Origin of the sequence: Enterobacter sp. N18-03635, assembly GCF_004006055.1 — a bacterium.
Taxonomy (GTDB): domain Bacteria; phylum Pseudomonadota; class Gammaproteobacteria; order Enterobacterales; family Enterobacteriaceae; genus Enterobacter; species Enterobacter vonholyi.
This window is the reverse complement of sequence record NZ_CP034769.1, coordinates 1729109-1752057: the sequence shown is the minus strand read 5'-3', so window position 1 is coordinate 1752057 and position 22949 is coordinate 1729109. Positions and strand designations below refer to the sequence as shown.

The 22949-nt window shown below is 56.5% G+C and carries 22 protein-coding genes; 4 read left to right on the top strand and 18 right to left on the bottom strand.

What is annotated here, in order from left to right; translation table 11 throughout:
- Positions 1 to 9: 9 nt before the first annotated feature.
- Genes nagK through lolC form a run of 4 tightly spaced genes read right to left on the bottom strand, consistent with a single transcriptional unit; the run spans position 10 to position 4112 of the window.
- Positions 10 to 921: an N-acetylglucosamine kinase gene (gene nagK / locus ELK40_RS09070; RefSeq protein ID WP_111965555.1), complete on the bottom strand. Its 912-nt coding sequence runs from the start codon at positions 919 to 921 to the stop codon at positions 10 to 12.
- Between the two features lie 53 nt (positions 922 to 974).
- Entirely contained in the window at positions 975 to 2219 is a 1245-nt protein-coding gene (gene lolE, locus ELK40_RS09065) for a lipoprotein-releasing ABC transporter permease subunit LolE (RefSeq protein ID WP_127730412.1), read from the bottom strand.
- Positions 2219 to 2920, bottom strand: a complete 702-nt coding sequence (gene lolD, locus ELK40_RS09060; protein WP_008500772.1) for a lipoprotein-releasing ABC transporter ATP-binding protein LolD — start codon at positions 2918 to 2920, stop codon at positions 2219 to 2221. Before lolD ends, lolE begins: the two co-directional genes overlap by 1 nt.
- On the bottom strand, positions 2913 to 4112 hold the full coding sequence (gene lolC / locus ELK40_RS09055) for a lipoprotein-releasing ABC transporter permease subunit LolC (protein WP_127730410.1): 1200 nt from the start codon (positions 4110 to 4112) through the stop codon (positions 2913 to 2915). The genes lolD and lolC overlap by 8 nt, the downstream gene beginning before the upstream one ends.
- 256 nt (positions 4113 to 4368) lie before the next feature.
- Between lolC and ELK40_RS09050 the strand changes: the two genes are divergently transcribed.
- The 3 genes from ELK40_RS09050 to ELK40_RS09040 all read left to right on the top strand — a co-directional run bounded on the left by ELK40_RS09050 (position 4369) and on the right by ELK40_RS09040 (position 10151).
- Positions 4369 to 5442 (top strand): acyltransferase family protein, encoded by a 1074-nt coding sequence (locus ELK40_RS09050; protein ID WP_127730408.1) that lies wholly within the window; start codon positions 4369 to 4371, stop codon positions 5440 to 5442.
- Positions 5443 to 5591: 149 nt separating this feature from the next.
- Positions 5592 to 9038 (top strand): transcription-repair coupling factor, encoded by a 3447-nt coding sequence (gene mfd / locus ELK40_RS09045; RefSeq protein ID WP_127730406.1) that lies wholly within the window; start codon positions 5592 to 5594, stop codon positions 9036 to 9038.
- A 147-nt stretch (positions 9039 to 9185) separates the two neighbouring features.
- Entirely contained in the window at positions 9186 to 10151 is a 966-nt protein-coding gene (locus ELK40_RS09040) for a L,D-transpeptidase family protein (RefSeq protein WP_127730404.1), read from the top strand.
- 74 nt (positions 10152 to 10225) lie between these two features.
- Here ELK40_RS09040 and bhsA read toward each other — a convergent pair whose 3' ends face one another.
- Positions 10226 to 10483 (bottom strand): multiple stress resistance protein BhsA, encoded by a 258-nt coding sequence (bhsA, locus tag ELK40_RS09035; protein WP_023616599.1) that lies wholly within the window; start codon positions 10481 to 10483, stop codon positions 10226 to 10228.
- A 244-nt stretch (positions 10484 to 10727) separates the two neighbouring features.
- On the opposite strand from bhsA, the gene ELK40_RS09030 reads away from it, so the two are divergent.
- Positions 10728 to 11363 (top strand): TetR/AcrR family transcriptional regulator, encoded by a 636-nt coding sequence (locus tag ELK40_RS09030; protein WP_024909039.1) that lies wholly within the window; start codon positions 10728 to 10730, stop codon positions 11361 to 11363.
- A 59-nt stretch (positions 11364 to 11422) separates the two neighbouring features.
- Here the strand turns inward: ELK40_RS09030 and ELK40_RS09025 are convergent, their stop codons facing one another.
- From ELK40_RS09025 to yceG, 13 genes are all read right to left on the bottom strand, one after another.
- Entirely contained in the window at positions 11423 to 11962 is a 540-nt protein-coding gene (locus ELK40_RS09025; RefSeq protein WP_008500779.1) for a glycine zipper 2TM domain-containing protein, read from the bottom strand.
- A 193-nt stretch (positions 11963 to 12155) separates the two neighbouring features.
- Positions 12156 to 13460 (bottom strand): NAD(P)/FAD-dependent oxidoreductase, encoded by a 1305-nt coding sequence (locus ELK40_RS09020; protein ID WP_127730402.1) that lies wholly within the window; start codon positions 13458 to 13460, stop codon positions 12156 to 12158.
- Between the two features lie 238 nt (positions 13461 to 13698).
- Positions 13699 to 14241: an alpha/beta hydrolase YcfP gene (gene ycfP / locus ELK40_RS09015; protein WP_008500781.1), complete on the bottom strand. Its 543-nt coding sequence runs from the start codon at positions 14239 to 14241 to the stop codon at positions 13699 to 13701.
- A 34-nt stretch (positions 14242 to 14275) separates the two neighbouring features.
- Positions 14276 to 15301, bottom strand: a complete 1026-nt coding sequence (nagZ, locus tag ELK40_RS09010) for a beta-N-acetylhexosaminidase (RefSeq protein WP_127732759.1) — start codon at positions 15299 to 15301, stop codon at positions 14276 to 14278.
- 11 nt (positions 15302 to 15312) lie between these two features.
- A complete protein-coding gene (gene thiK / locus ELK40_RS09005; protein ID WP_127730400.1) occupies positions 15313 to 16137 on the bottom strand; it encodes a thiamine kinase in 825 nt (274 codons plus the stop codon).
- Complete coding sequence (gene lpoB, locus ELK40_RS09000) at positions 16118 to 16765, bottom strand: penicillin-binding protein activator LpoB (protein WP_047650878.1); 648 nt, start codon at positions 16763 to 16765, stop codon at positions 16118 to 16120. The genes thiK and lpoB overlap by 20 nt, the downstream gene beginning before the upstream one ends.
- A gap of 10 nt (positions 16766 to 16775) precedes the next feature.
- On the bottom strand, positions 16776 to 17150 hold the full coding sequence (locus ELK40_RS08995; RefSeq protein WP_111965547.1) for a YcfL family protein: 375 nt from the start codon (positions 17148 to 17150) through the stop codon (positions 16776 to 16778).
- 1 nt (position 17151) lies between these two features.
- Entirely contained in the window at positions 17152 to 17511 is a 360-nt protein-coding gene (gene hinT / locus ELK40_RS08990) for a purine nucleoside phosphoramidase (protein ID WP_014069796.1), read from the bottom strand.
- A gap of 247 nt (positions 17512 to 17758) precedes the next feature.
- Positions 17759 to 19192 carry a PTS glucose transporter subunit IIBC gene (gene ptsG, locus ELK40_RS08985; protein ID WP_023311158.1) on the bottom strand — a complete coding sequence of 478 codons (1434 nt, stop codon included), beginning with the start codon at positions 19190 to 19192 and terminating at the stop codon, positions 17759 to 17761.
- Positions 19193 to 19489: 297 nt separating this feature from the next.
- A complete protein-coding gene (locus ELK40_RS08980) occupies positions 19490 to 20284 on the bottom strand; it encodes a metal-dependent hydrolase (protein WP_127730398.1) in 795 nt (264 codons plus the stop codon).
- Between the two features lie 10 nt (positions 20285 to 20294).
- Positions 20295 to 21299 (bottom strand): DNA polymerase III subunit delta', encoded by a 1005-nt coding sequence (gene holB / locus ELK40_RS08975; RefSeq protein WP_127730396.1) that lies wholly within the window; start codon positions 21297 to 21299, stop codon positions 20295 to 20297.
- On the bottom strand, positions 21296 to 21937 hold the full coding sequence (gene tmk, locus ELK40_RS08970; protein ID WP_127730394.1) for a dTMP kinase: 642 nt from the start codon (positions 21935 to 21937) through the stop codon (positions 21296 to 21298). The genes holB and tmk overlap by 4 nt, the downstream gene beginning before the upstream one ends.
- Positions 21927 to 22949 (bottom strand): cell division protein YceG, encoded by a 1023-nt coding sequence (gene yceG / locus ELK40_RS08965; protein ID WP_127730392.1) that lies wholly within the window; start codon positions 22947 to 22949, stop codon positions 21927 to 21929. Before yceG ends, tmk begins: the two co-directional genes overlap by 11 nt.

Here is a 22949-nt window from a genome sequence, read left to right as displayed (position 1 = left end):
CCTCGTAAACTAATCGGTGAGATGAAGGAATGCGGCTCCGCGCATGCCTCCTGCGTCCCCGTGTCGCGCGCGTTCAATACGCGGCACGCGGGCAACCGGCAATAAATGTCGGGGCAAACGCCCGGACAACCGTTCCGTAATCGCGGTAAAGTTTGAAAGCCCTCCCCCGATCACCAGCAGATCCGGGTCGACGATGGTGAGAATATTGCCCAGACACACCGCCAGCAGATCCAGGTAGCGCTCGACGTGCTCACGCGCCTGCGCATCCCCTTGCTCCCAGAGGGTAATGATTTGAGGGGCCTCAAGTTTCTGATGATAGAAGTGTTCGTAAAGCCATGCAAACCCGCGGCCGGAAAGGTAGTTCTCAATACAGCCGTGCTGGCCACAGCCGCAGCGGGTTAGCGGAAAATCACGTCCCACCACCTCGAGGGCATCCACCGGCAGGCGAATATGACCAAACTCGCCGGTGATGTAGCTGCGGCCGGTGATGGGCTTACCGTTGATGATGATTCCTCCGCCGACGCCGGTACCGAGGATCAGCCCCATCACCAGCGGGTAGCGACGAAACTCATCATCCCAGGCTTCAGAGAGCGCGAAGCAGTTGGCATCGTTGTCTAAACGCACGTCGCGTTCAAGGAGAGCAGAGAGATCGGCACGCAGCGGTTTACCGCTGGCGGCAGGCACGTTGGCCGCATACAGCGTGCCGTCGTCGGTTTCGGGCATGCCCGGAATACCAATGCCGACGCTGCCTTTGACCCCAAAGCGTTCATCCGCCTGAGCCACCAGCGCGGCAATGGCGGTTAAAAATTCGTCATAACTTTCGCGCGGCGTGGGAACGCGGGTTTCCCACTGCAGTTTGAGGTTTTTATCAAACACGCCGAGCGCAATCTTGGTGCCGCCAATATCAAATCCGTAATACATAACGCATTCCTCTTTTAACCTGGCGGCCCGAAAGCCGCTAGATCATGACGTAATTACTGGCCACTTAATACCCTCGCCGGATCAATTCGGCTTGCGCGACGCGCCGGATACCAGCTTGCCAGCAGACTCAGTAAAAGTGCTGTAAGCAGCACATAAAAAACATCCAGCCAGTGCAGTTCAGACGGCAGGAAGTCAATAAAATAGATGTCACCCGACAGGAACTGGTGGCCAATAAGCTTTTCAATCCCGTTGATAATCGGCGTCAGCTGCAGGGAAACCACCACGCCAATCACTACGCCGCACAGGCTGCCAAACAGCCCTGCCAGCAAACCGTACCAGACGAAAATGGCGCGAATAAGACCGTCTTTCGCCCCCAGCGTACGCAGCACGGCGATGTCGCCGCTCTTGTCCTTGACCGCCATCACCAGCGTCGAAACGATATTAAAGCACGCCACGCCAATCACCAGCACCATCGCCAGATACATGATGGCGCGGATCATCTGGATATCACGGTACATATACCCGTAAGTACCGATCCAGCTTTTGATGTAGACATAGTTATTGGTCACGCTGCCCGCGTCGCGTACTAGTTTGTTGGCGTTAAAGACGTCGTTCACCTTAATGGCAATGCCCGTCACGCTGTTGCCCATGTCGAGATACTGCCGCGCATCCTCCATCGGCACCATCGCAAAGCTGTGGTCAAGCTGACCGCTCAGCTGAAGAATACCGGTAACGTGCAGGCGCACGCGTTTTGGCTGCTGCAGTTTGTGGTCGGTGCTGGCGTTCGGGATCATGATTGACACCCAGTCGCCCTGCTTCACCTTCAGAGCATCAGCAACGCCTTTACCCATGATGATCTGCTGCTCGCCAGCCTTAAAGTTGGCCCAAGCGCCGTTCTGCACATAGTTCGGCAGCGCGCTGAGACGCGCTTCCTGTGCCGGGTTGACCCCTTTCACCTGAATGGCGCGCAGGTTTACCCCGCTTTCCACCAGCCCGGTAAAGTTAATGTAGGGCGCGGCCGCGGCGATGCCCGGCACTTTTTCAACTTTGGCGAGCGCATCGCTCCAGTTCGTCCACGGCTGGTTAACCGGCTCGATCTCCCCGTGCGGCACCACCGCCAGAATGCGGTTATTCAGCTCACGCTCGAAGCCGTTCATGGCGCTTAAGCCCACAATCAGCACCGCCACACCCAGCGCAATACCGATGGTCGAGATAACGGAGATCAGCGACACCATGCCGCCGCGACGGCGGCCGCGGCTAAAACGTAAACCGATGAGTAACGATAACGGTGACGCCATTACTCAGCTCCCATCAGGGTCAGTTCCGCGTTCAGATGGCCGTCGCGCATTTCAAGCTGACGCCCCATGCGTTTTGCCAGCTGCAGATCGTGGGTTACGACCAGAAACGCGGTGCCCTGCGAGGCGTTCAGCTCGCCCAGAAGCTGGAAAATACTGTCCGCATTGCGCGCGTCCAGGTTCCCGGTGGGCTCATCCGCCAGCACCAGACGCGGGTTGTTGACCAGCGCACGGGCAATCGCCACGCGCTGGCGCTCGCCGCCGGAGAGCTCCGACGGACGGTGGTTACCGCGATGACCCAGCCCTACCGCCTTCAGCATGTCGCTGGCGCGAGCGTTAATCTCTGCGGGTTTCTTTTTGCCAATCAGCAGCGGCATCGCCACGTTTTCCAGCGCCGTGAAGTCCGGCAGCAGATGGTGAAACTGGTAGATAAAGCCCAGCTCGCGGTTGCGCAGCTCGGCCTTCGCCGCCGAGGACATTTTGCTCATCGGCTGGCCGGAGAAAATCACGTCGCCGTTGGTTGGCGTATCCAGCCCGCCCAGCAGATGCAGCAGCGTACTTTTGCCCGAGCCGGAGCTGCCGACAATCGCCATCATCTCGCCTTCGCCCACGCTGAAGCTCACATTGTGCAGCACGTCGGTTTGCACAGTGCCTTCCTGATAGCGTTTGGACAGGTTGTCGCATTGCAACAGGATCTTATTCATAACGTAAAGCCTCAGCGGGTTGAGTGGCGGCGGCGCGCCAGGAAGGATAAAGCGTAGAAAGCAGCGCAATGGCCATCGCGGCCAGCGCAATACCGACCACCTGCAGCGGCTCGATAGCCACCGGCAGCGCCGCGCCGTCGAGCAGGGCGCCGATGATCGGCATTAAGTTATTAAGCTGACTGGCAAGCAGCGCACCCAGCACGGCGCCGAGCAGCGCGCCGATGATACCGGCGCTGGCGCCCTGCACCATAAACACCGCCATGATCTGGCGCGGCGTGAGCCCCTGGGTTTGCAGAATGGCGACTTCGCCCTGCTTCTCCATCACCATCAGACCCAGCGAGGTGATGATGTTAAATGCCGCCACGGCGACGATCAGGCTCAGCAGCAGCCCCATCATGTTTTTCTCCATCCGCACGGCCTGGAACAGCTCGCCTTTACGCTCGCGCCAGTCCTGCCATTTGGTGCCGTCCGGCAGTTTTTGCTGGCTGAGAGTATCGACCTTCAGCGGCGCGTCGAGCCACAGGCGCCAGCCGGTGATATTTCCTGCCGGGTAGCGCATCAGGCGTGACGCGTCCTGAATGTTAACCAGCATCTGGTAGCCATCGACTTCGCTGTTGGCGGCAAAGGTACCAATCACGTTGAACAGGCGCTGGCTTGGCAGGCGCCCCATCGGCGTAAACTGGCTGGCAGAAGGGACCATTACGCGCAGCTGATCGCCACGGTTAACGCCAAGCTGTCCGGCAAGCTGCTCGCCCAGAATCACGTTATATTTCCCGGCTTCCAGGTCGGTCTGCTTCACGTTAACGAGATACGGCGTCAGCGGATCGTTTTGCGTCGGGTCGATACCCAGCATCACGCCGACCGCCACGCTGCGGGCGCTTTGCAGCACCACGTCGCCGGTGGTCAACGGCGCTACGCGCGTGACGCCCTGTAACTTCGCCGCGCTTTCTGGCAGCTGTTGCGGGTTAACCGAGCCGTTAGTGGATGAGAGTACGGCCTGCGGCATCAGCCCCAGGATGTTGTTTTGCAGCTCGCGCTCAAAGCCATTCATGACGGAAAGCACCGTCACCAGAGCCATCACGCCAAGCGTAATGCCAATAGTCGATAGCCAGGAGACAAAGCGACCGAAGCGGTCCGCGGCGCGCCCACGCATGTAGCGTAAGCCTATGAAGAGTGCGACAGGTTGATACATGAAGTCCGTCTGTTTGCTGATAGCAGACCCACGAGTATATAAGCGAATCCGTTAAGCGTAAATGACTGAAACCGTAAGCTTTGGTAATCATTTTTCCAAAAAACTCAGATAAATCAGGATACTAATATCTGAAACCGCTCCTCGCAACCTCCACCTTTTCCGAAAAACCTCCTGATACAGACTGTTACCCATTACAGCACGGTTTCGTTTAACAACAATTGCTCGTTCGTCTATGGCAATAAGGTAGTTGCGAACAATGAAGCAAAAAGCATTATGGATTAACCAGATAAAAGGGCTGTGTATCTGCCTGGTGGTTATCTATCATTCGGTTATCACGTTTTATCCGCATCTGATCGGGCTGCAACACCCGCTCTCCGGCCTTCTCGCCAAATGCTGGGTCTATTTTAATCTCTATCTTGCCCCCTTCCGTATGCCGGTCTTTTTCTTTATCTCCGGCTATCTGATCCGTCGTTATATTGACGAGGTGGACTGGCGAACCAGTCTCGACAAGCGAATCTGGAGCATTGTCTGGGTGCTGGCGCTGTGGGGGATTTTGCAATGGCAGGCGCTGACCCACCTGAATGCCTGGCTGGCGCCCGATCGCGAGCTTGCCACCTCGTCGAACGCGGCCTACGCCGACTCGCTCTCGGGATTTGTGCAAGGCATGCTCACTGCCAGCACCAGCCTGTGGTATCTGTATGCCCTGGTCGTGTACTTCACGCTGTGTAAACTGCTGAGCCGCTGGAAGCTGCCGATGCTGGGACTGCTGGCGCTGGCAAGCATCGCGATCAACTTCCTGCCGCTGCCGTGGTGGGGAATGAACAGCGTGGTACGCAACATGATCTACTACAGCCTCGGGGCGTGGTATGGCGCAGCGCTGATGGCGTGGATGAAAAACCTCAGCCTGCGCCGCAGCTGGCTGGCAACCGGCGCTTTCGCCGCCGTCTCCGTGGTGCTGTGGTTTGCTAACGTTCCGCTGCTGCTCTCATTGCTGTCGATTGTGCTGATCATGAAGCTATTCTACAGCTTTGAGCAGCGCTATGCCGTTCACCCTGACAACCTGTTGAACGTGATTGGCTCCAATACCATTGCGATTTATACCACCCACCGCATCTTAATTGAGGCCTTCAGCCTGTTCCTGATTGGCGAGATGAATGCCGCTTACTGGCCGGTCTGGGCTGAACTCACCTTAATTCTGGTCTACCCGTTTGCCAGCCTGCTGATCTGTACCCTGGCCGGGCTCGGGGTGCGTAAAATTTCCACCGCGCTGTTTGGCGACGTTTTCTTCTCTCCTCCGTCTACGCTGACCCTGTCCCCCTCAACGCGTTAATGCCCTCTCCGCCCCCGTTTCGGGGGCGTTTAGCCCTGCCGTGCGGTTGCGATTTGCTTATGCAAAACGATCGAGGATAATAAAGACATTGCGTATCAGTGATATGCCCCAATACTGTTGGTATATCCATAAGAGACTCTGACATAGCCATGCCTGAACACTATCGTTATTCCTTGCCTGTCAAAGCGGGCGACCAGCGCCAGCTGGGTGAACTCACGGGCGCGGCGTGCGCCACGCTGGTGGCGGAAATCGCCGAGCGTCATCAAGGGCCGGTGATCCTGGTTGCCCCGGATATGCAAAACGCCCTGCGCCTGCACGACGAAATTCGCCAGTTCACCGAAAACCTGGTGTTCAGCCTGGCCGACTGGGAAACGCTGCCGTACGACAGCTTCTCTCCGCACCAGGAGATCATCTCCTCGCGCCTGTCGACGCTCTACCAGCTTCCGACCATGCAGCGCGGCGTGCTGATTGTACCGGTGAACACCCTGATGCAGCGCGTCTGTCCGCACAGCTACCTGCACGGCCACGCGCTGGTGATGAAAAAGGGCCAGCGCCTGTCCCGTGATGCCCTGCGGGCGCAGCTTGACGGGGCCGGCTATCGCCACGTCGATCAGGTGATGGAGCACGGGGAATACGCGACCCGCGGCGCGCTGCTCGACCTTTACCCGATGGGCAGCGACCAGCCGTATCGTCTGGACTTTTTTGATGATGAAATCGACAGCCTGCGCGTCTTCGACGCCGATACGCAGCGCACGCTGGAGGAAGTGGAGTCCATCAATTTACTGCCCGCGCATGAGTTCCCCACGGACAAAACCGCTATCGAACTGTTCCGCAGCCAGTGGCGCGATAGGTTCGAGGTGAAGCGCGACGCGGAACATATTTATCAGCAGGTCAGCAAAGGCACGCTGCCTGCCGGGATCGAATACTGGCAGCCGCTATTCTTTAACGAGCCGCTGCCTGCCCTGTTCAGCTACTTCCCGGCAAATACGCTGATTGTTAACACCGGTGATATTGACGCCAGCGCCAGCCGCTTTGAAAGCGAAACCCGCGCCCGCTTTGAAAACCGGGGCGTTGACCCTATGCGTCCGCTGCTGCCGCCGGAAGCGCTGTGGCTGCGCACCGACGAGCTCAACGCCGAGCTGAAGCGCTGGCCGCGCATGCAGCTGAAAACCGATTCGCTTGCCGACAAGGCCGCCAACACCAACCTCGCCTTCCGGACGCTGCCGGACCTGGCCGTCCAGGCGCAGCAGAAATCCCCGCTGGATAATCTGCGCAAGTTCCTGGAGTCCTTTACCGGCCCGGTGGTGTTCTCCGTTGAGAGTGAAGGCCGCCGCGAAGCGTTAGGTGAGCTGCTGGGACGCATTAAGGTGGCGCCGAAGCGCATCCTGCGCCTGAGCGAAGCGACCGGAAACGGCCGTTACCTGATGATTGGCGCCGCCGAGCACGGTTTTATCGACACGCTCAACAACCTGGCGCTGATTTGCGAAAGCGACCTGCTGGGCGAGCGCGTCGCGCGCCGTCGTCAGGACAGCCGCCGCACCATCAACCCGGACACGCTGATCCGCAACCTGGCCGAGCTGCATCCGGGCCAGCCGATTGTGCACCTGGAGCATGGTGTTGGGCGCTATCAGGGGATGACCACGCTGGAAGCGGGCGGCATTAAAGGTGAATACCTGATGCTGACCTACGCCAACGACGCAAAACTGTATGTCCCGGTGTCGTCCCTGCATCTGATCAGCCGCTACGCGGGCGGTGCCGAAGAGAATGCGCCGCTGCACAAACTGGGCGGCGACGCCTGGGCGCGCGCGCGCCAGAAGGCCGCGGAAAAAGTGCGCGACGTGGCCGCCGAGCTGCTGGATATCTACGCCCAGCGTGCGGCCAAAGAGGGATTCGCCTTTAAGCATGATAAGGAACAGTATCAGCTGTTCTGCGACAGCTTCCCGTTTGAAACCACGCCGGATCAGGCCCAGGCGATCAATGCCGTGCTGAGCGACATGTGCCAGCCGCTGGCAATGGACCGTTTAGTGTGCGGCGACGTCGGCTTCGGTAAAACCGAAGTGGCGATGCGCGCCGCCTTCCTTGCGGTGGAAAACAACAAGCAGGTGGCAGTGCTGGTGCCGACCACCCTGCTCGCTCAGCAGCACTTCGACAACTTCCGCGACCGCTTTGCCAACTGGCCGGTACGCATCGAGATGCTGTCACGTTTTCGCAGCACCAAAGAGCAGACGCAGATCCTGGAGCAGGCCAGCGAAGGCAAAATCGATATTCTGATCGGCACCCATAAGCTGCTGCAAAGCGACGTGAAGTGGAAAGATCTGGGGCTGCTGATCGTCGACGAAGAGCATCGCTTCGGGGTGCGCCATAAGGAACGCATCAAAGCGATGCGCGCCGACGTCGATATCCTGACCCTGACCGCGACGCCGATCCCGAGAACCCTGAACATGGCGATGAGCGGCATGCGCGATCTGTCGATTATTGCCACGCCGCCGGCGCGCCGTCTGGCGGTAAAAACCTTCGTCCGCGAGTACGATAATCTGGTGGTGCGTGAGGCAATACTGCGTGAAGTCCTGCGCGGGGGTCAGGTCTATTACCTGTACAACGACGTGGAAAACATCCAGAAAGCGGCCGACAGGCTGGCGGAGCTGGTGCCGGAAGCGCGCATTGCTATCGGTCACGGGCAGATGCGCGAGCGCGAGCTGGAACGGGTGATGAACGACTTCCACCACCAGCGCTTTAACGTGCTCGTGTGCACCACCATCATCGAAACGGGGATCGACATTCCGACGGCGAACACAATCATCATTGAACGTGCGGATCACTTTGGCCTGGCGCAGCTTCACCAGCTGCGCGGCCGCGTCGGGCGTTCGCACCATCAGGCCTACGCCTGGCTGCTGACGCCGCACCCAAAAGCGATGACCACCGACGCGCAGAAGCGTCTGGAAGCCATCGCCTCGCTGGAAGACCTCGGCGCAGGCTTCGCGCTGGCCACGCACGATCTCGAGATCCGCGGCGCCGGCGAGCTGCTGGGTGAGGACCAGAGCGGCTCCATGGAGACCATCGGCTTCTCGCTCTATATGGAGCTGCTTGAGAACGCGGTTGATGCCCTGAAGGCCGGTCGCGAGCCGTCGTTGGAAGATCTCACCAGCCAGCAGACCGAGGTCGAGTTGCGTATGCCTTCCCTGCTGCCGGACGATTTCATTCCGGACGTGAATACCCGACTGTCGTTCTACAAGCGCATCGCCAGTGCGAAGACGGAAACCGAGCTGGAAGAGATTAAGGTTGAGCTGATCGACCGCTTTGGCCTACTGCCGGATGCGGCGCGAAATCTGCTGGATATCGCTCGCCTGCGCCAGCAGGCGCAGAAGCTGGGCATTCGCAAGCTTGAAGGCAACGAAAAAGGAGGCGTGATTGAGTTCGCGGAGAAGAACCACGTCAACCCGATGTGGCTGATCGGCCTGCTGCAAAAACAGCCGCAGCATTTCCGTCTGGATGGCCCAACGCGTCTGAAATTTACCCAGGAGCTGACGGAGCGCAAAACCCGCATGGACTGGGTGCGTAACTTTATGCGCCAGCTGGAAGAGAACGCGATCGCCTGACCTCCCTTCCCCCGTTAGCCCAGCGCTAACGGGGGACAATTTACAAACTCTTTGCACTTCACCCGATCTTCCCGACACACCCATTCGCCATAATTATCGTTAACGCCTTATAAAACAATAACCTTATCATTTACATGGATTATGGTGATGATGACCTCTTCGCGTTTTACTCGCTGGTTAACCCTGATTGCGCTGGCAGCCACCGTCGCGGTGGCGCTTCCCGCTCGCGCAAATACCTGGCCCCTCCCTCCGCCCGGCAGCAAGGTGGTGGGGGAAAACCGCTTTCATGTGGTTGAAAATAATGGCGGTTCGCTGGAAGCCATTGCCAAAAAATATAATGTCGGTTTTCTGGCTCTGCTGCAGGCGAACCCCGGCGTCGACCCGTACGTCCCACGCGCGGGCAGCGTATTGACAATCCCGTTACAGACTATCCTTCCGGACGCCCCGCGCGAGGGGATCGTGATAAACCTGGCGGAGCTACGCCTGTACTATTATCCGCCGGGTAAAAATGAGGTGACCGTCTACCCGATTGGTATTGGTCAGCTGGGCGGCGACACCCTGACGCCGACGATGGTCACAACCGTCTCGGATAAACGCGCGAATCCAACCTGGACCCCGACGGCCAATATTCGTGCCCGTTATAAAGCTCAGGGCATCGATCTTCCAGCCGTGGTGCCGGCAGGCCCGGATAACCCGATGGGTCACCACGCGATCCGCCTGGCGGCCTACGGTGGCGTTTACCTGCTGCACGGAACGAACGCGGACTTTGGCATCGGCATGCGCGTCAGCTCCGGCTGCATTCGTCTGCGCGATGACGATATCAAAACGCTGTTTAACGTCGTTACGCCGGGTACCAAAGTGAATATTATCAATACGCCGATTAAGGTTTCTGAGGAGCCGGGCGGGTTGAGGCTGGTCGAAATTCACCAGCCGCTATCGAAAAACATTGGCGACGATCCGCAGACGCTGCCCATTAACCTGAATGCCGCGATGGTAAGCTTCAAAACGAATGCGAATACCAACAGCGAGGTGATGGAGCGCGCAATGGAGGCCCGCTCAGGCATGCCGACCGATGTCACCCGGCATCACGATGTTGCCCAGCAGTCGATGTAAATCAGAAATAAAAAAACGCCCTGCTGAGCAGGGCGTTTTTTTAGCAGTGGCATAAATGAGGGTTTATGCCCGGCTTATTTGTAGATGACGGCGGTGCCGTGCAGGGTGTTAGGACCGGTCACAGAGGTGATGCGGTAAGATTTTGCGCCCATCTCTTGCGCTTTTTGCGCCAGCTGATCTTCCAGGGAACCCAGGTTAGTCCCGGCAGAGGCAGAGATCGTCCCGACTTTATGCTGGTCAGCAGGGGTGGATTGCACCTGTACAGCAGCAAAGCTTGCGAAAGAGAGTGAACTCAGAACAGCGGCAGCGATGAGGGTTTTTACGTTTTTCATGATGTTTACCTTTAGCAGATGAATTTGGAGGTCGTTAATCATTTAGTTAACGATCGATAGGTAAATCATAAATGTGATCCACATCACGCGTCAACACAATTTTATAATGGTCGTTAACTTAATTTTAAAGTCGTTATTTTTCATACTCATATGATTAATTTATTTTTAAGCATTCAGCGCTGGTGGTGACTTGCGTTTATTTTTATAATGGTCATTCAACAAACCAACAGAGGACCAACGGCAAATGACAACCGACGTCACGAGTTGTGCGAAGAAAAGCCGTGGCCGACCAAAAGTGTTTGACAGGGATGCAGCGCTTGATAAGGCCATGACTCTCTTCTGGCAACATGGGTATGAAGCAACCTCGCTTTCCGATCTGGTAGAAGCTACCGGAGCAAAAGCGCCGACGCTGTATGCCGAATTTACCAATAAAGAGGGGCTGTTCAGGGCGGTGCTGGACAGATACATTTCGCGCTTTGCGGCGAAACACGAAGCCCAGCTGTTTTGTGAAGAGAAAAGCGTCGAACAGGCGCTTCGGGATTATTTCACCGCCGTCGCGACCTGCTTCACCAGTAAAGAGACGCCTGCGGGCTGCTTTATGATTAATACCTCTGCCACCCTGGCGGCGTCCTCTAAAGAGATTGCCAATACGGTGAAATCGCGGCATGCCATGCAGGAGGAGACGCTTAGCGCATTTCTGGCTCAGCGCCAGCAGCGCGGTGAAATCCCTGCCCAGTGCAACCCACAGCTGCTGGCGCAATACCTGAGCTGTATTTTGCAGGGGATGTCGATCAGCGCCCGTGAAGGGGCTACGCTGGAAAAACTGCAGAATATAAGCGAAACCACGCTGCGGCTGTGGCCTGAGCTACTGAAAATCTGAAGCAAAAAAAAGCTCCTCAGCCTGAGCGCATGAGGAGCTAAATTCAGAGAACATCTTTTTTACACTTTGTTATTCAGAACCAGCTGGCCATTTCCATCCAGTGGAATTTGCGTGCCCGGGTCTTTATCCATGCGGATTTTGCCCTGCTGATCGCCAATTTTGTACGTCACGTCATAGCCCAGCATTTTTTCCGACTTGTCATAGACGGTTTTGCAGCGCTGCTGAGTCGTGGTGTAGGTATCGTTATCCTGCATCGCGCCCTGCACCTGGTTACCGGCATAGCCGCCACCCAGCGCGCCGACCACGGTCGCCACATCTTTACCCCGGCCGCCGCCGAACTGGTGACCAATCACGCCACCCGCTACCGCGCCCAGAACAGAACCGGCGATACGGTTTTCGTCCTGCACCGGACGACGATGCGTCACGGAGACGTTACGGCACTCCTGACGAGGCGTTTTTACCGTTTCTTTAATCGGTGTAGCAGAAACCACCTGCGCATACTGCGGGCCGCGATCTAATACGTTGAGACTGGCAACGGCAGCCACACCTAACGCAGCCGCGACGCCAATCCCTATACCCGCCAACATTGATTTATTCACGGGACTTCCTCCTTTGTTGCTATTGGTAACAATTTTGCAATGGAGGCACGGCTTCGCCAATCAGATAAAGGATCAAAAAAGGGGCGTTCAGAGGAGATATATTGTATTTAGGAGAACTCTTAAGCACTCAATCTGTGATCTACAGCATGAAATGCTAAAAACTCCCTCCGGAGAGCCCGGAGGGAGTGAAAGATTAGTGCAGCTTCAGACGCGGACGGATCACGCGGTTGATTCTGCCGACCAGCATCATCAGCCCGGTTTTGAAATAGCCGTGCAGCGCAATCTGGTGCATACGATACAGGGAGATATACACGAAGCGGGCAATGCGCCCTTCTACCATCATCGAGCCGCGCATCAGGTTACCCATCAGGCTGCCGACGGTAGAGAAGTTTGACAGAGATACCAGAGAACCATGGTCTTTGTAGACATAGGCCTTCATTGGCTTGCCTTTGTACTGCGCCAGAATGTTGTGCAGGACCAGGCTTGCCATCTGGTGAGCGGCCTGCGCGCGCGGCGGCACAAATCCACCTTCAGGACGCGCGCAGGAGGCACAGTCACCGATAGCAAAGATTTCAGGGTCACGCGTGGTTTGCAGCGTCGGCTCGGTTACCAGCTGGTTAATGCGGTTGGTTTCCAGGCCGCCGATATCTTTCATAAAGTCAGGCGCTTTGATGCCGGCCGCCCAGACCATCAGATCCGCTTTGATATACTCGCCGTCTTTGGTGTGCAGACCGCCTTCGTCGGCGCTGGTCACCATGGTCTGCGTCAGCACCCGCACGCCCAGCTTGGTGAGTTCATTGTGCGCCGCACCGGAAATACGCGGAGGCAGCGCAGGCAGAATGCGTTCACCGGCTTCGACCAGCGTGACGTTCAGCGCTTCATTCGTTAATCCTTTGTAACCGTAGCTGTGCAGCTGCTTCACCGCATTGTGCAGCTCCGCAGACAGCTCAACGCCCGTCGCACCGCCGCCGACAATGGCGATATTTACCTTACCGTTCGCACCCATATTGCTGGTGTACTTCAGGAACAGGTTCAGCATTTCCTGATGGAAACGACGCGCCTGGTGCGGGTTATCGAGGAAGATACAGTGCTCTTTCACGCCCGGCGTGTTGAAGTCGTTGGAGGTACTGCCCAGCGCCATGACCAGCGTGTCATACGCCAGTTTACGCTCGGGAACCAGCAGCTCCCCTTTTTCATCGCGCAGCTCTGCCAGGGTGATGGTTTTGCTTTCACGGTTGATGTCCACCACCGAGCCCAGCTGGAACTGGAAATGGTGGTTGCGCGCGTGCGCCAGATAGCTGAGCGCGTCCACGCCCTCGTCCAGAGAGCCGGTCGCCACTTCGTGCAGCAGCGGTTTCCACAGGTGGCTGTGGTTACGATCCACGAGCGTGATTTTGGCTTTTTTACCGCGACCCAGCTTCTTGCCCAACTGTGTCGCCAGCTCCAGCCCGCCAGCACCACCGCCTACAATCACTATCTTTTTCAATGGCGTAGTCAACGTGACCCCCTCAAATTATTAACCAATTGTTAATTAAAAGTTATAAAAATAACCCTTAATTAACAACAGGTTACAGCACTGAAACCATTCAGGTGCATTGAGAATACCACGTCAGGCGCATTGGTCATACCAAAATTGATATGCATCAAGTTTTGATGGCTTAAAAGTAGACAATTCTGGTCAAAAAGAAAGCCCGGCACGCTTTCACGGCCGGGCTTCGACGCCTGCAGGTAAGAAATTAACCCAGCGTTTTAAATGCCTTGATACGCTGCAGGTGCGGGGAGATGTTTTTGAACTTGTGGGTCTGTTCTTCGTCCCAGACAATTTCGTAATAATGATGCAGCAGCTCTGCCGCCCGGTGGCTGTTGAGCGCCTCATCGTTACGCGACAGGATCACCAGACAGCGGTCACGGTTTTTCTCACGAAAATTACTCACGCACTTGGTTGCAATATCGACATACTCTTCCGGGCGGTCAATTTTGCCTTCCATGTTCTCGTTCGGGAACAGGTTAGGATTGAATACTACCTGACGGATGTCGCACAGGAAGCCAATGCGCTCCGCCCAGTAGCCGCCCAGCCCCACGCCGCAGATCAACGGGCGATCGTCGACGTTGAGCTGCAACATCTTGTCTACCTCTTTGAGCAGATGCTGCATATCGTGCTTCGGATGGCGCGTGCTGTAGCTGATCAACCGTACATCCGGATCGATAAACTGCAGCTGCAGCACCTTCTCATGATTACCAGGGCTGTTTGAGTCAAAACCGTGTAAATAGATGATCATCGTCTTCTCACCACGCTACGCCTTCCGGGAGGGTTTACAGGCTGGCTTTATGTGCCTGCCAGCGCTCATTCAGGTCTTCAAGCCGGGCGTTGACCGTCTTCCAGCGCGCCGAATCCATCAGCTCCTGACGGCTAAATGAACCTTTATGATACAATTGTGTAACACGCTCAGCTTTGATCGGCGACAGGTTATCCAGCACGCTAACGGCACCTTTACGATTATTGCAGACCAGGATCATATCGCAACCTGCATCCAGCGACGCCTGGCCGCGCTCAGCGTAGCTGCCCATAATCGCCGCCCCTTCCATCGATAAATCGTCAGAGAAGATCACGCCATTGAAGCCCAGCTCCTGACGCAAAACGGTTTTCAGCCAGTGCGGAGAGCCGCTGGCAGGGCGCGGGTCAACGTCGCTATAAATCACGTGCGCAGGCATGATGGCATCAAGCTTGTTGTCGGTGATAAGCGACCTGAACACCGACATATCTTTGGCGCGAATTTCCGCTTCCGGGCGCGGATCGCGAGGGGTCTCTTTATGCGAGTCCGCCGTGACCGCCCCGTGGCCCGGGAAGTGTTTACCGGTGGTTTTCATCCCGGCATCGTGCATGCCGTCGATGAACCGGGTCGCCATGGCCAGCGCAATGCGCGGATCTTCATGGTACGAGCGCTCGCCAATGGCGGCGCTGATATGCCCCACGTCCAGAACCGGGGCAAAACTGATGTCGATATCCATGGCAATCATTTCACTGGCCATCAGCCAGCCAGCCTCCTGCGCCAGTTTCCCGCCCTCTTCCGTGCCGAGCAGCGCGGCAAAAGACTGGGCTGCCGGCAGGCGGGTAAACCCTTCGCGAAAACGCTGCACGCGTCCGCCTTCCTGATCGACGGCGACCACCAGATGGTTGCGCGACGCGGCGCGGATCTGACGCACCAGCTCACGCAACTGCGCCGGATCGTGATAGTTGCGGGTAAACAGGATAAGCCCCCCCACCAGCGGATGCGCCAGAATTTCACGCTCCTCCGCATCCAGCTCAAACCCTTCTACATCCAACATGACTGGACCCACATCCACCTCTCTTATCCTTTAGTTTGTAACTGACGCCAGGCATCGTCTGCCAGCGCAATAAATTGTTTGTCTCTGGACTGCCGATAGCGCATTTCAAACCAGCCAGCCATTAACATGACGACCCAGGGCCGCCAGCGTTTAACCTGACGCTTCAGCGCGTCGGCGTTAATGTGTGCCACCTGGGCGTAATCCATGATGAGCATCTGCCGCGCGGCTTCACTCTCCGTCCAGACGGCCGCCAGCTCCAGCGCGACATCGCCATCTCCGGCATATTCCCAGTCGATGAGCCTGATGCCCGCTGACGTATGCACAATATTTCCGGCATGAACATCCATGTGCAGCGGCGAGAGCCGAATCGGCTGCGGCTCGCCCGTTTTATGCAGCCGCTTGAGATGCGCCAGCCACATTGGGGTGCGTCTGTCAGGCGCGGCCTGCAGCCAGTAGCGTTCCAGCAGCGGGTATAACGTGATTCGCCATCCCAGAGGTGGCTGCCGGTGCAGATGATACAGCATCGCCGCGAGCACAGGCGTGTCCGGCAGCGCGCTTTTAACATCACCTTCCAGATAGTCGACGGCCATCCAGCCCTGTCTGAAAAAACGAGGGGCAGGCACGAGATCTGACGGTAGACGCCTCAGGGCGCGAAACTGACGACGGAAATGGGAGGCAGGCGCATCGGGGTCATGGTTTTGCCGCAAGACCAGACGTTGTTCGCCCTGCGCTATAATGCAACTCGCGCCGCCAAGCCCGGAATGGGCCTGCGGCGCGATAAGGCGGTACTGAGGAAAATAGCGCGTCAGAATCTCTTCACGCGTGCTGTCATTGTTGCGTAACCGCACCTTTACCTGACCAGATAATTTCGCCTGTCTGAACCAGCATCAGCTGCATCTGCAGGGCTGGAGTATTCACGTTACCGGTGGCGTTAGAGTAAAGCACATACTGTGCGCCAACGTTACGGGCAATACCGATCGCCTTGCTGCGGGTACCGAGGCTATCCTGCGGCGAAAGGCCCAGCTGCTGTTTGGCTACCGCGAGCTGTTGAGCTGAGACCAGCGTAAACTTACCGTTGTTTGCCAGGGCATTGCGCAGAGTTTCCGTCGCTTCACCCGCATTCAGCGAACCGTTGGTACGGTTGTTCACGCTATCGACCAGCAACACGCTACCTGCCGTCACGCCCTGTGCCTGCAGCATTTTGCCGACCATGGGCTGCATTGCGCCGTTCCAGTCGTAATGACGCACGCGCGGCGTGGGTTGCGACGTCTGGTCCGGATGTTCAATCGGGCCTGGCTGTGACGGAATAGACGGCACAGACGGCACGGTTGGCTGCTGCTGCGTTGGCGGCGTCGGCTGTTCAGTGCCCGGTTTCGCCTCTTCCACAGGCGCTGGCTGTTCAGTTCGGGTCACACACCCTGCCAGGAACAGAGCGAAAGCTGTCACGAGCGCATAGCGGCTCAAATTTTTAATCAAGGTTCACCCCTCAGAGATAAAGATAAAGTCTCACCTTATGTGCACCCAGATAGTTGGCGCTGCCATAGAGCGTTACCGACGACCTGGCCGGAATGGTGACGCTGCGAGGCGCCTCCAGCGGATGCATTTCAAGACCTCTTACGTCATACCAGAAAAAACGGTAGTGGACCGTCACGGGCTCATGTCTTTCATTAAAGAGCGTAGAGGAGGCAGATGAGTTGATTTCACTGATAGTCAACGCGGGCTGTTGCGCCGTGATGCCCGCGGCAAGCACGGAGGATTCCATGACCAGCGTCTGTTCATCATTCACGGGGATCGCCGGGCGCGAGCTGCACCCCACAATCATCATCGTCATTATCAGCGCTGCAATACGCCCTTTAAGCATGTCAAAGACCTTTATGTGCCAGCATCGGTCCCAGAGGACGACCACCCAGCAGATGCATGTGAATATGATAAACTTCCTGGCCACCGTGACGGTTGCAGTTCATGATCAGACGATAACCGTCTTGTGCAATGCCTTCCTGTTCAGCGATTTTCGCGGCCACCGTCAGCATACGACCTAACGCCACTTCATGCTCGGTTTTTACGTCGTTTACAGTCGGAATCAGAATATTGGGAATAATAAGGATGTGCGTCGGGGCCTGAGGGGAAATGTCCCGGAAAGCCGTCACCAGTTCATCCTGATAGACGATATCCGACGGAATTTCGCGGCGGATAATTTTACTGAAAATCGTTTCTTCAGCCATGACCTTTTCCTTTTTTGTTTAATCTGGCGCAATGCGTCCGCTGTAAACACACTCCCGGGATCGGTGTGTGACACAATGCAAGAGTATGAGCGAGTTTCTCCTGTCCTTTCAACCTCCTCCCTCGATTTCTTTCCTGAATGTTCATCAGCTGACTGAAGAGTGACCGCTCTTGTGCCTCAGTGGCGTTTTTTAAGACACAAATAAAAAAGGCAGCCATTCGGCTGCCTTAGTCTCCCCAGGTCACAACTTAGTTGCTGCGGATGTACTCATCCATTTCGGTTTTCAGGTTATCGGATTTGGTACCGAAGATTGCCTGTACACCAGAACCTGCAACAACTACGCCCGCTGCGCCCAGTTTTTTCAGACCCGGCTGGTCTACTTTCGCTACGTCGGCAACGCTCACACGCAGACGAGTGATGCACGCGTCCAGGTTAGTGATGTTCTCTTTACCGCCGAACGCTGCGACCAGTGCCGGAGCCATTTCGCTGGTCGCGCCAGCTTTGCTGTCTTCTGTCGCATCTTCACGACCCGGAGTTTTCAGGTCCAGTGCTTTAATCAGCACGCGGAAGATGGTGTAGTAAACAACGGCATAGCACGCACCCACGATAGGGAACAGCCACAGTTTGCTGCTGTTACCGGACAGAACGATGAAGTCGATCAGGCCGTGAGAGAAGGACGTACCGTCACGCATACCCAGCAGGATACAGATTGGGAACGCCAGGCCCGCCAGAATCGCGTGGATAACGTACAGGATCGGCGCAACGAACATGAAGGAGAACTCGATCGGCTCGGTGATACCGGTCAGGAACGAGGTCAGCGCTGCGGAGATCATGATACCGCCCACTTTTGCACGGTTCTCTGGCTTAGCAGAGTGCCAGATAGCAATCGCCGCTGCTGGCAGACCGTACATTTTGAACAGGAAGCCACCAGACAGTTTACCTGCAGTTGGGTCGCCCGCCATGTAACGTGGGATATCGCCGTGGAATACCTGGCCTGCTGCGTTGGTGAATTCACCAATCTGCATTTGGAAAGGAACGTTCCAGATGTGGTGCAGACCGAATGGCACCAGGCAACGCTCGATGAAGCCGTAGATACCAAACGCCACGACCGGGTTCTGGTAAGCAGCCCACTGAGAGAAGGTCTGGATAGCAGAGCCAATTGGTGGCCAGATGAAGGACAGGATCACGCCAGTGAAAATCGCTGCCAGACCAGAAATGATCGGAACGAAACGCTTGCCCGCAAAGAAGCCCAGATACTCAGGCAGCTTGATGCGATAGAAGCGGTTAAACATATACGCTGCAATCGCACCGGAGATGATACCGCCCAGAACACCGGTGTCTGCCAGGTGTTTCGCAGCGATCTCTTCTGCCGGTAAATGCAGAACCAGCGGCGCAACCACAGCCATGGTTTTCACCATGATGCCGTAAGCAACCACTGCAGCCAGCGCAGAAACGCCGTCGTTATTGGTGAAGCCCAGAGCTACACCGATCGCGAAGATCAGTGGCATGTTAGCAAAGACAGAACCGCCTGCTTCGGCCATCACGTGGGACACTACGGCTGGCAGCCAGCTGAAGTTAGCAGAACCGACACCCAGCAGGATACCTGCGATAGGCAGTACGGATACTGGCAGCATCAGCGATTTACCGACCTTTTGCAGGTTAGCAAATGCATTCTTAAACATAATTGAGAGTGCTCCTGAGTATTTGTGCTTTTTTTACGCTTTCACGCATTGGCCCGGGGGGAGTACCGTGCCGTGGACAGGACATCTAAGCGCCCTTTATTTATTACACAGAGTAAAATAATTCCCTCTGAGTTTGTTTGACGGCTATCACGTTTCAGCTTAAGGCGGTCGAAAAACTTTCAGTTATTTACAAAAAGCATGTCCGGATGTGTCTAAAAACACCCTCACCGCCCCAAATGAGGCGGTGAACTTTACTCGCTTTACTTATTAATTACGAGCCTAAAAAAAACAGGTGTATCAGACAGATTGCAGGCGGGCGGGGTCAATATGGAACAGCGCGGAGAAGTTTTCCGTCGTCACGCGGGCCAGCTCATCGATAGTGACGCCCTTCAGAACGGCCATGTACTCAGCCACATCTCTGGTCATTGCGGGCTGGTTCTCTTTACCGCGATGCGGTACCGGTGCCAGGTACGGAGAATCTGTCTCCACCAGAATGCGATCGAGCGGAACATAACGCGCGGCATCACGCAGCTGCTCAGCGTTACGGAACGTCACGATCCCCGAAAACGAGATATAAAAGCCTAAATCAAGCAGCTTACCCGCCGTTTCTCTGTCTTCTGTGAAACAGTGTAGTACGCCACCGCAATCCGTCACGTTTTCTTCCCGGAGGATCGCCAGCGTATCCGCACGTGCATCGCGGGTATGGACGATAACCGGCTTATTCAGTTCACGGCCAATGCGAATATGGTTGCGGAAGGACTCCTGCTGGCGAGATTTGGTTTCCGGCGTGTAAAAATAGTCCAGACCGGTTTCGCCCATCGCCACCACGCCCTCTTCTGCTGCCAGGCGGCGAAGATCCTCAACGTCGTAGGCCTCGTCCTGATTCAGCGGGTGCACGCCGCAGGAGAACACCACGTTATCGCGAACGCCCACCAGCTCACGCATGGAGCGATAGCCCGGCAGCGTCGTCGCCACCGCAAGGCAAAATTTCACATCGCGGGCAGCGGCTTTTGCCAGCACGTCATCCACGTTTTCATGCAGGGATTGATAATCCAGGCCATCAAGATGGCAGTGTGAGTCGACTAAAAACATAATGTCTCTCTCAGAGATGGGAAACAGGCGGTGTGACGCCGGGTTGCAGGTAATGTTCGATACGCAGTAACTGGTCGGTCAGTAAAAGCTCGCGATTAAGCCCCGTCACGGTTAAAAGCTGTTCACGGCTTTGGCAAATTTCATGAAGCATAGCGTGAAGAACCGTCCCTGAGAGGCGGTTCGCCAGCGTATTCACCAGCGGCCACGCGTCCGGGTTGGTCAAAAGCGTTGCCCCTCGCTGGATTTTGAGCGCATCCAGCAGCAAGGAGGCCAGCCAGTGCAGCCGATCAACGGCCCGCTCGCTGTTAAGCGCAGGCAGTAAACTTAGCCAGTCGTGGTTATTCAGTGCCGTTTCGATGGCACGGCAGAGCGTTTCTCGCTCTGACCAGACGTCAGGCTGCAGTAATGCCAGCGCCGCCGCAGGCGCGCCGCTGCTCAGGCGCAAGGCGGACAGCGCGCTCTCAGGTGACGTTGTCACCTCTCGTTCCAGCCAGCTCAGCGCCCACGATTCATGAGGAACCGCAAGGTGATGAAGACGACAGCGGCTACGCAGCGTCGCCAGTAATCGTCCCGGATCGCGGCACGAGAGGAAAAACCACGTTTTCACCGGTGGCTCTTCCAGGGTTTTCAGCAGGGCATTAGCGGCCGCCTCGGTCAGCTGCGTGGCGTCTTTAAGCCAGACCACTTTAGCGCCGCCCAGCCGCGCGTGTTCATACAATTTTTCACTGACTTCCCGCACGGCATCGATACCCAGCGCGCTTTTACCCTTCTCAGGCTCAAGGGTGTAGTAGTCAGGATGTGTACCCGCCTGCATCAGCTGGCAGCCGCGGCATTTGCCGCAGCTCTTATGCCCTTCCGGCTGCTGGCACATCAGAAAACGGGTGATGGCATAAATCAACGCGTCATCGCCCATTCCCGCCAATGCCTGAATCAGTAACGCATGATGCCCCCGCCCAGCCAGATAGCTGCCGATCAGCTGTTCAAAGTGCGGGCGCAACCATGGATACCATTTCATGCCTTCTGCTCCTGCACCCACTGCGTCACGGTTTGCTGAATGTCACGCGTGACGTCGTCCAGGGACTGCGTCGCATCGATAGTACAAATTGAGCTGTCCTGCGCGGCCAGTTCAAGATAGCGCGCACGGGTGCGGTTAAAGAAATCAAACGACTCTTGTTCTATGCGGTCCAGCTCGCCGCGCGCACGGGCACGCTTGAGACCCACTTCGGGCGTTACATCCAGATAGAGCGTCAGGTCGGGGCGAAAATCTCCCAGTACGGCATTACGCAGCGTTGCCAGCATGGTCTGGTCGATGCCGCGTCCGCCGCCCTGATACGCCTGAGTCGACAGATCGTGACGGTCACCGATCACCCACTTACCCTCGACCAGGGCGGGTTTGATCACCGTCTCAACCAGCTGCACGCGCGCCGCGTAGAACATCAGCACTTCGGCTTTGTCAGTGATAACTTCGTCGCCGACGGATTTAATATCCAGCACCAGGCTGCGCAGCTTTTCAGCCAGCTGCGTGCCGCCCGGCTCGCGGGTAAATACCATGTCTACCACGCCAAGTGATTTGAGCGTATCCACTACCACGTTGCGGGCAGTGGTTTTACCCGCCCCTTCGAGTCCCTCAATGACAATGTATTTACTGAGCATTTTTTTCCTTAAGTGCCTTCAGATAGTCCTGAACAGAGCGATTGTGGCTGGCAAGGTTGGTATTAAAGGTGTGCCCCCCTTTTCCATCAGCCACAAAATAGAGATACGGTGTTTTAGCCGGATTCGCGGCTGCTTTTAGCGACGCCTCGCTCGGCGTGGCAATCGGGCCTGGCGGTAAACCGCTAATCACGTAGGTATTATACGCCGTTGGCGTCTCCAGATCTTTTCGTGAGATCTTGCCGGCGTAGCTCTCGCCCATGCCGTAGATAACGGTAGGATCGGTTTGCAGACGCATGCCGATACGCAGGCGGTTGATAAACACCGACGCCACCCGATCGCGCTCGGCGGCAACGGCGGTCTCTTTCTCAATGATCGAGGCCATGGTTACGAACTGGTTCTGATCGCTGTAAGGCAATCCTTCCATTCGGCCCTGCCAGGCGGTATCCACTGCGGCGACCATTTTTTTGTGCGCCCGCTTAAGGATGGCCACATCGGTCGTGCCTGCCGTGTACATCCAGGTGTCTGGCCAGAACCAGCCTTCCACCCATTCCGGATGCTCAAGCTTCAGCGCTTCTGCTACCGTCTGATAGCTATCGTCTTTTAACGTATGTTTGATATACGGCGCATCGCGCAGCTGTTTAAGGTAATCGCTCAGGCGCATACCTTCCACAAACCGCAGAGGGAACTGGGCTTCTTTGCCGCTTTCGAGCAGCTGCAGCATCTCTCTGACGGTCATTCCAGGCGTAAAGCGATAGGTCCCGGCTTTGAAATGTGACAGCTCAGGTTCCACGCGCAATAACCACTGGAATACCCGTGGACGATTGATAATTTTATCACCGTAGAGCTGTTCCCCAAGCGCCTGGCGGCCGGTTCCCGCTTTCAGGGTAAAGATCGTTTCGTCTTTAACCAGGATCTTGCTTTCCGCCAGCTGGCGAACTTTCCATACGCCTGCTCCGCCAGCGATGCCCAGCGCGACGATGAGGATAAGGACAAAGCGCAACATTTTTTTCAT

Bases quoted from the DNA above. Each gene is read 5' to 3' on its own strand.
- nagK (WP_111965555.1), bottom strand. From the start codon at position 921: ATGTATTACGGATTTGATATTGGCGGCACCAAGATTGCGCTCGGCGTG.
- lolE (WP_127730412.1), bottom strand. From the start codon at position 2,219: ATGGCGTCACCGTTATCGTTACTCATCGGTTTACGTTTTAGCCGCGGC.
- lolD (WP_008500772.1), bottom strand. From the start codon at position 2,920: ATGAATAAGATCCTGTTGCAATGCGACAACCTGTCCAAACGCTATCAG.
- lolC (WP_127730410.1), bottom strand. From the start codon at position 4,112: ATGTATCAACCTGTCGCACTCTTCATAGGCTTACGCTACATGCGTGGG.
- ELK40_RS09050 (WP_127730408.1), top strand. From the start codon at position 4,369: ATGAAGCAAAAAGCATTATGGATTAACCAGATAAAAGGGCTGTGTATC.
- mfd (WP_127730406.1), top strand. From the start codon at position 5,592: ATGCCTGAACACTATCGTTATTCCTTGCCTGTCAAAGCGGGCGACCAG.
- ELK40_RS09040 (WP_127730404.1), top strand. From the start codon at position 9,186: ATGATGACCTCTTCGCGTTTTACTCGCTGGTTAACCCTGATTGCGCTG.
- bhsA (WP_023616599.1), bottom strand. From the start codon at position 10,483: ATGAAAAACGTAAAAACCCTCATCGCTGCCGCTGTTCTGAGTTCACTC.
- ELK40_RS09030 (WP_024909039.1), top strand. From the start codon at position 10,728: ATGACAACCGACGTCACGAGTTGTGCGAAGAAAAGCCGTGGCCGACCA.
- ycfP (WP_008500781.1), bottom strand. From the start codon at position 14,241: ATGATCATCTATTTACACGGTTTTGACTCAAACAGCCCTGGTAATCAT.
- ELK40_RS08995 (WP_111965547.1), bottom strand. From the start codon at position 17,150: ATGCTTAAAGGGCGTATTGCAGCGCTGATAATGACGATGATGATTGTG.
- hinT (WP_014069796.1), bottom strand. From the start codon at position 17,511: ATGGCTGAAGAAACGATTTTCAGTAAAATTATCCGCCGCGAAATTCCG.
- ptsG (WP_023311158.1), bottom strand. From the start codon at position 19,192: ATGTTTAAGAATGCATTTGCTAACCTGCAAAAGGTCGGTAAATCGCTG.
- ELK40_RS08980 (WP_127730398.1), bottom strand. From the start codon at position 20,284: ATGTTTTTAGTCGACTCACACTGCCATCTTGATGGCCTGGATTATCAA.
- holB (WP_127730396.1), bottom strand. From the start codon at position 21,299: ATGAAATGGTATCCATGGTTGCGCCCGCACTTTGAACAGCTGATCGGC.
- tmk (WP_127730394.1), bottom strand. From the start codon at position 21,937: ATGCTCAGTAAATACATTGTCATTGAGGGACTCGAAGGGGCGGGTAAA.
- yceG (WP_127730392.1), bottom strand. From the start codon at position 22,949: ATGAAAAAAATGTTGCGCTTTGTCCTTATCCTCATCGTCGCGCTGGGC.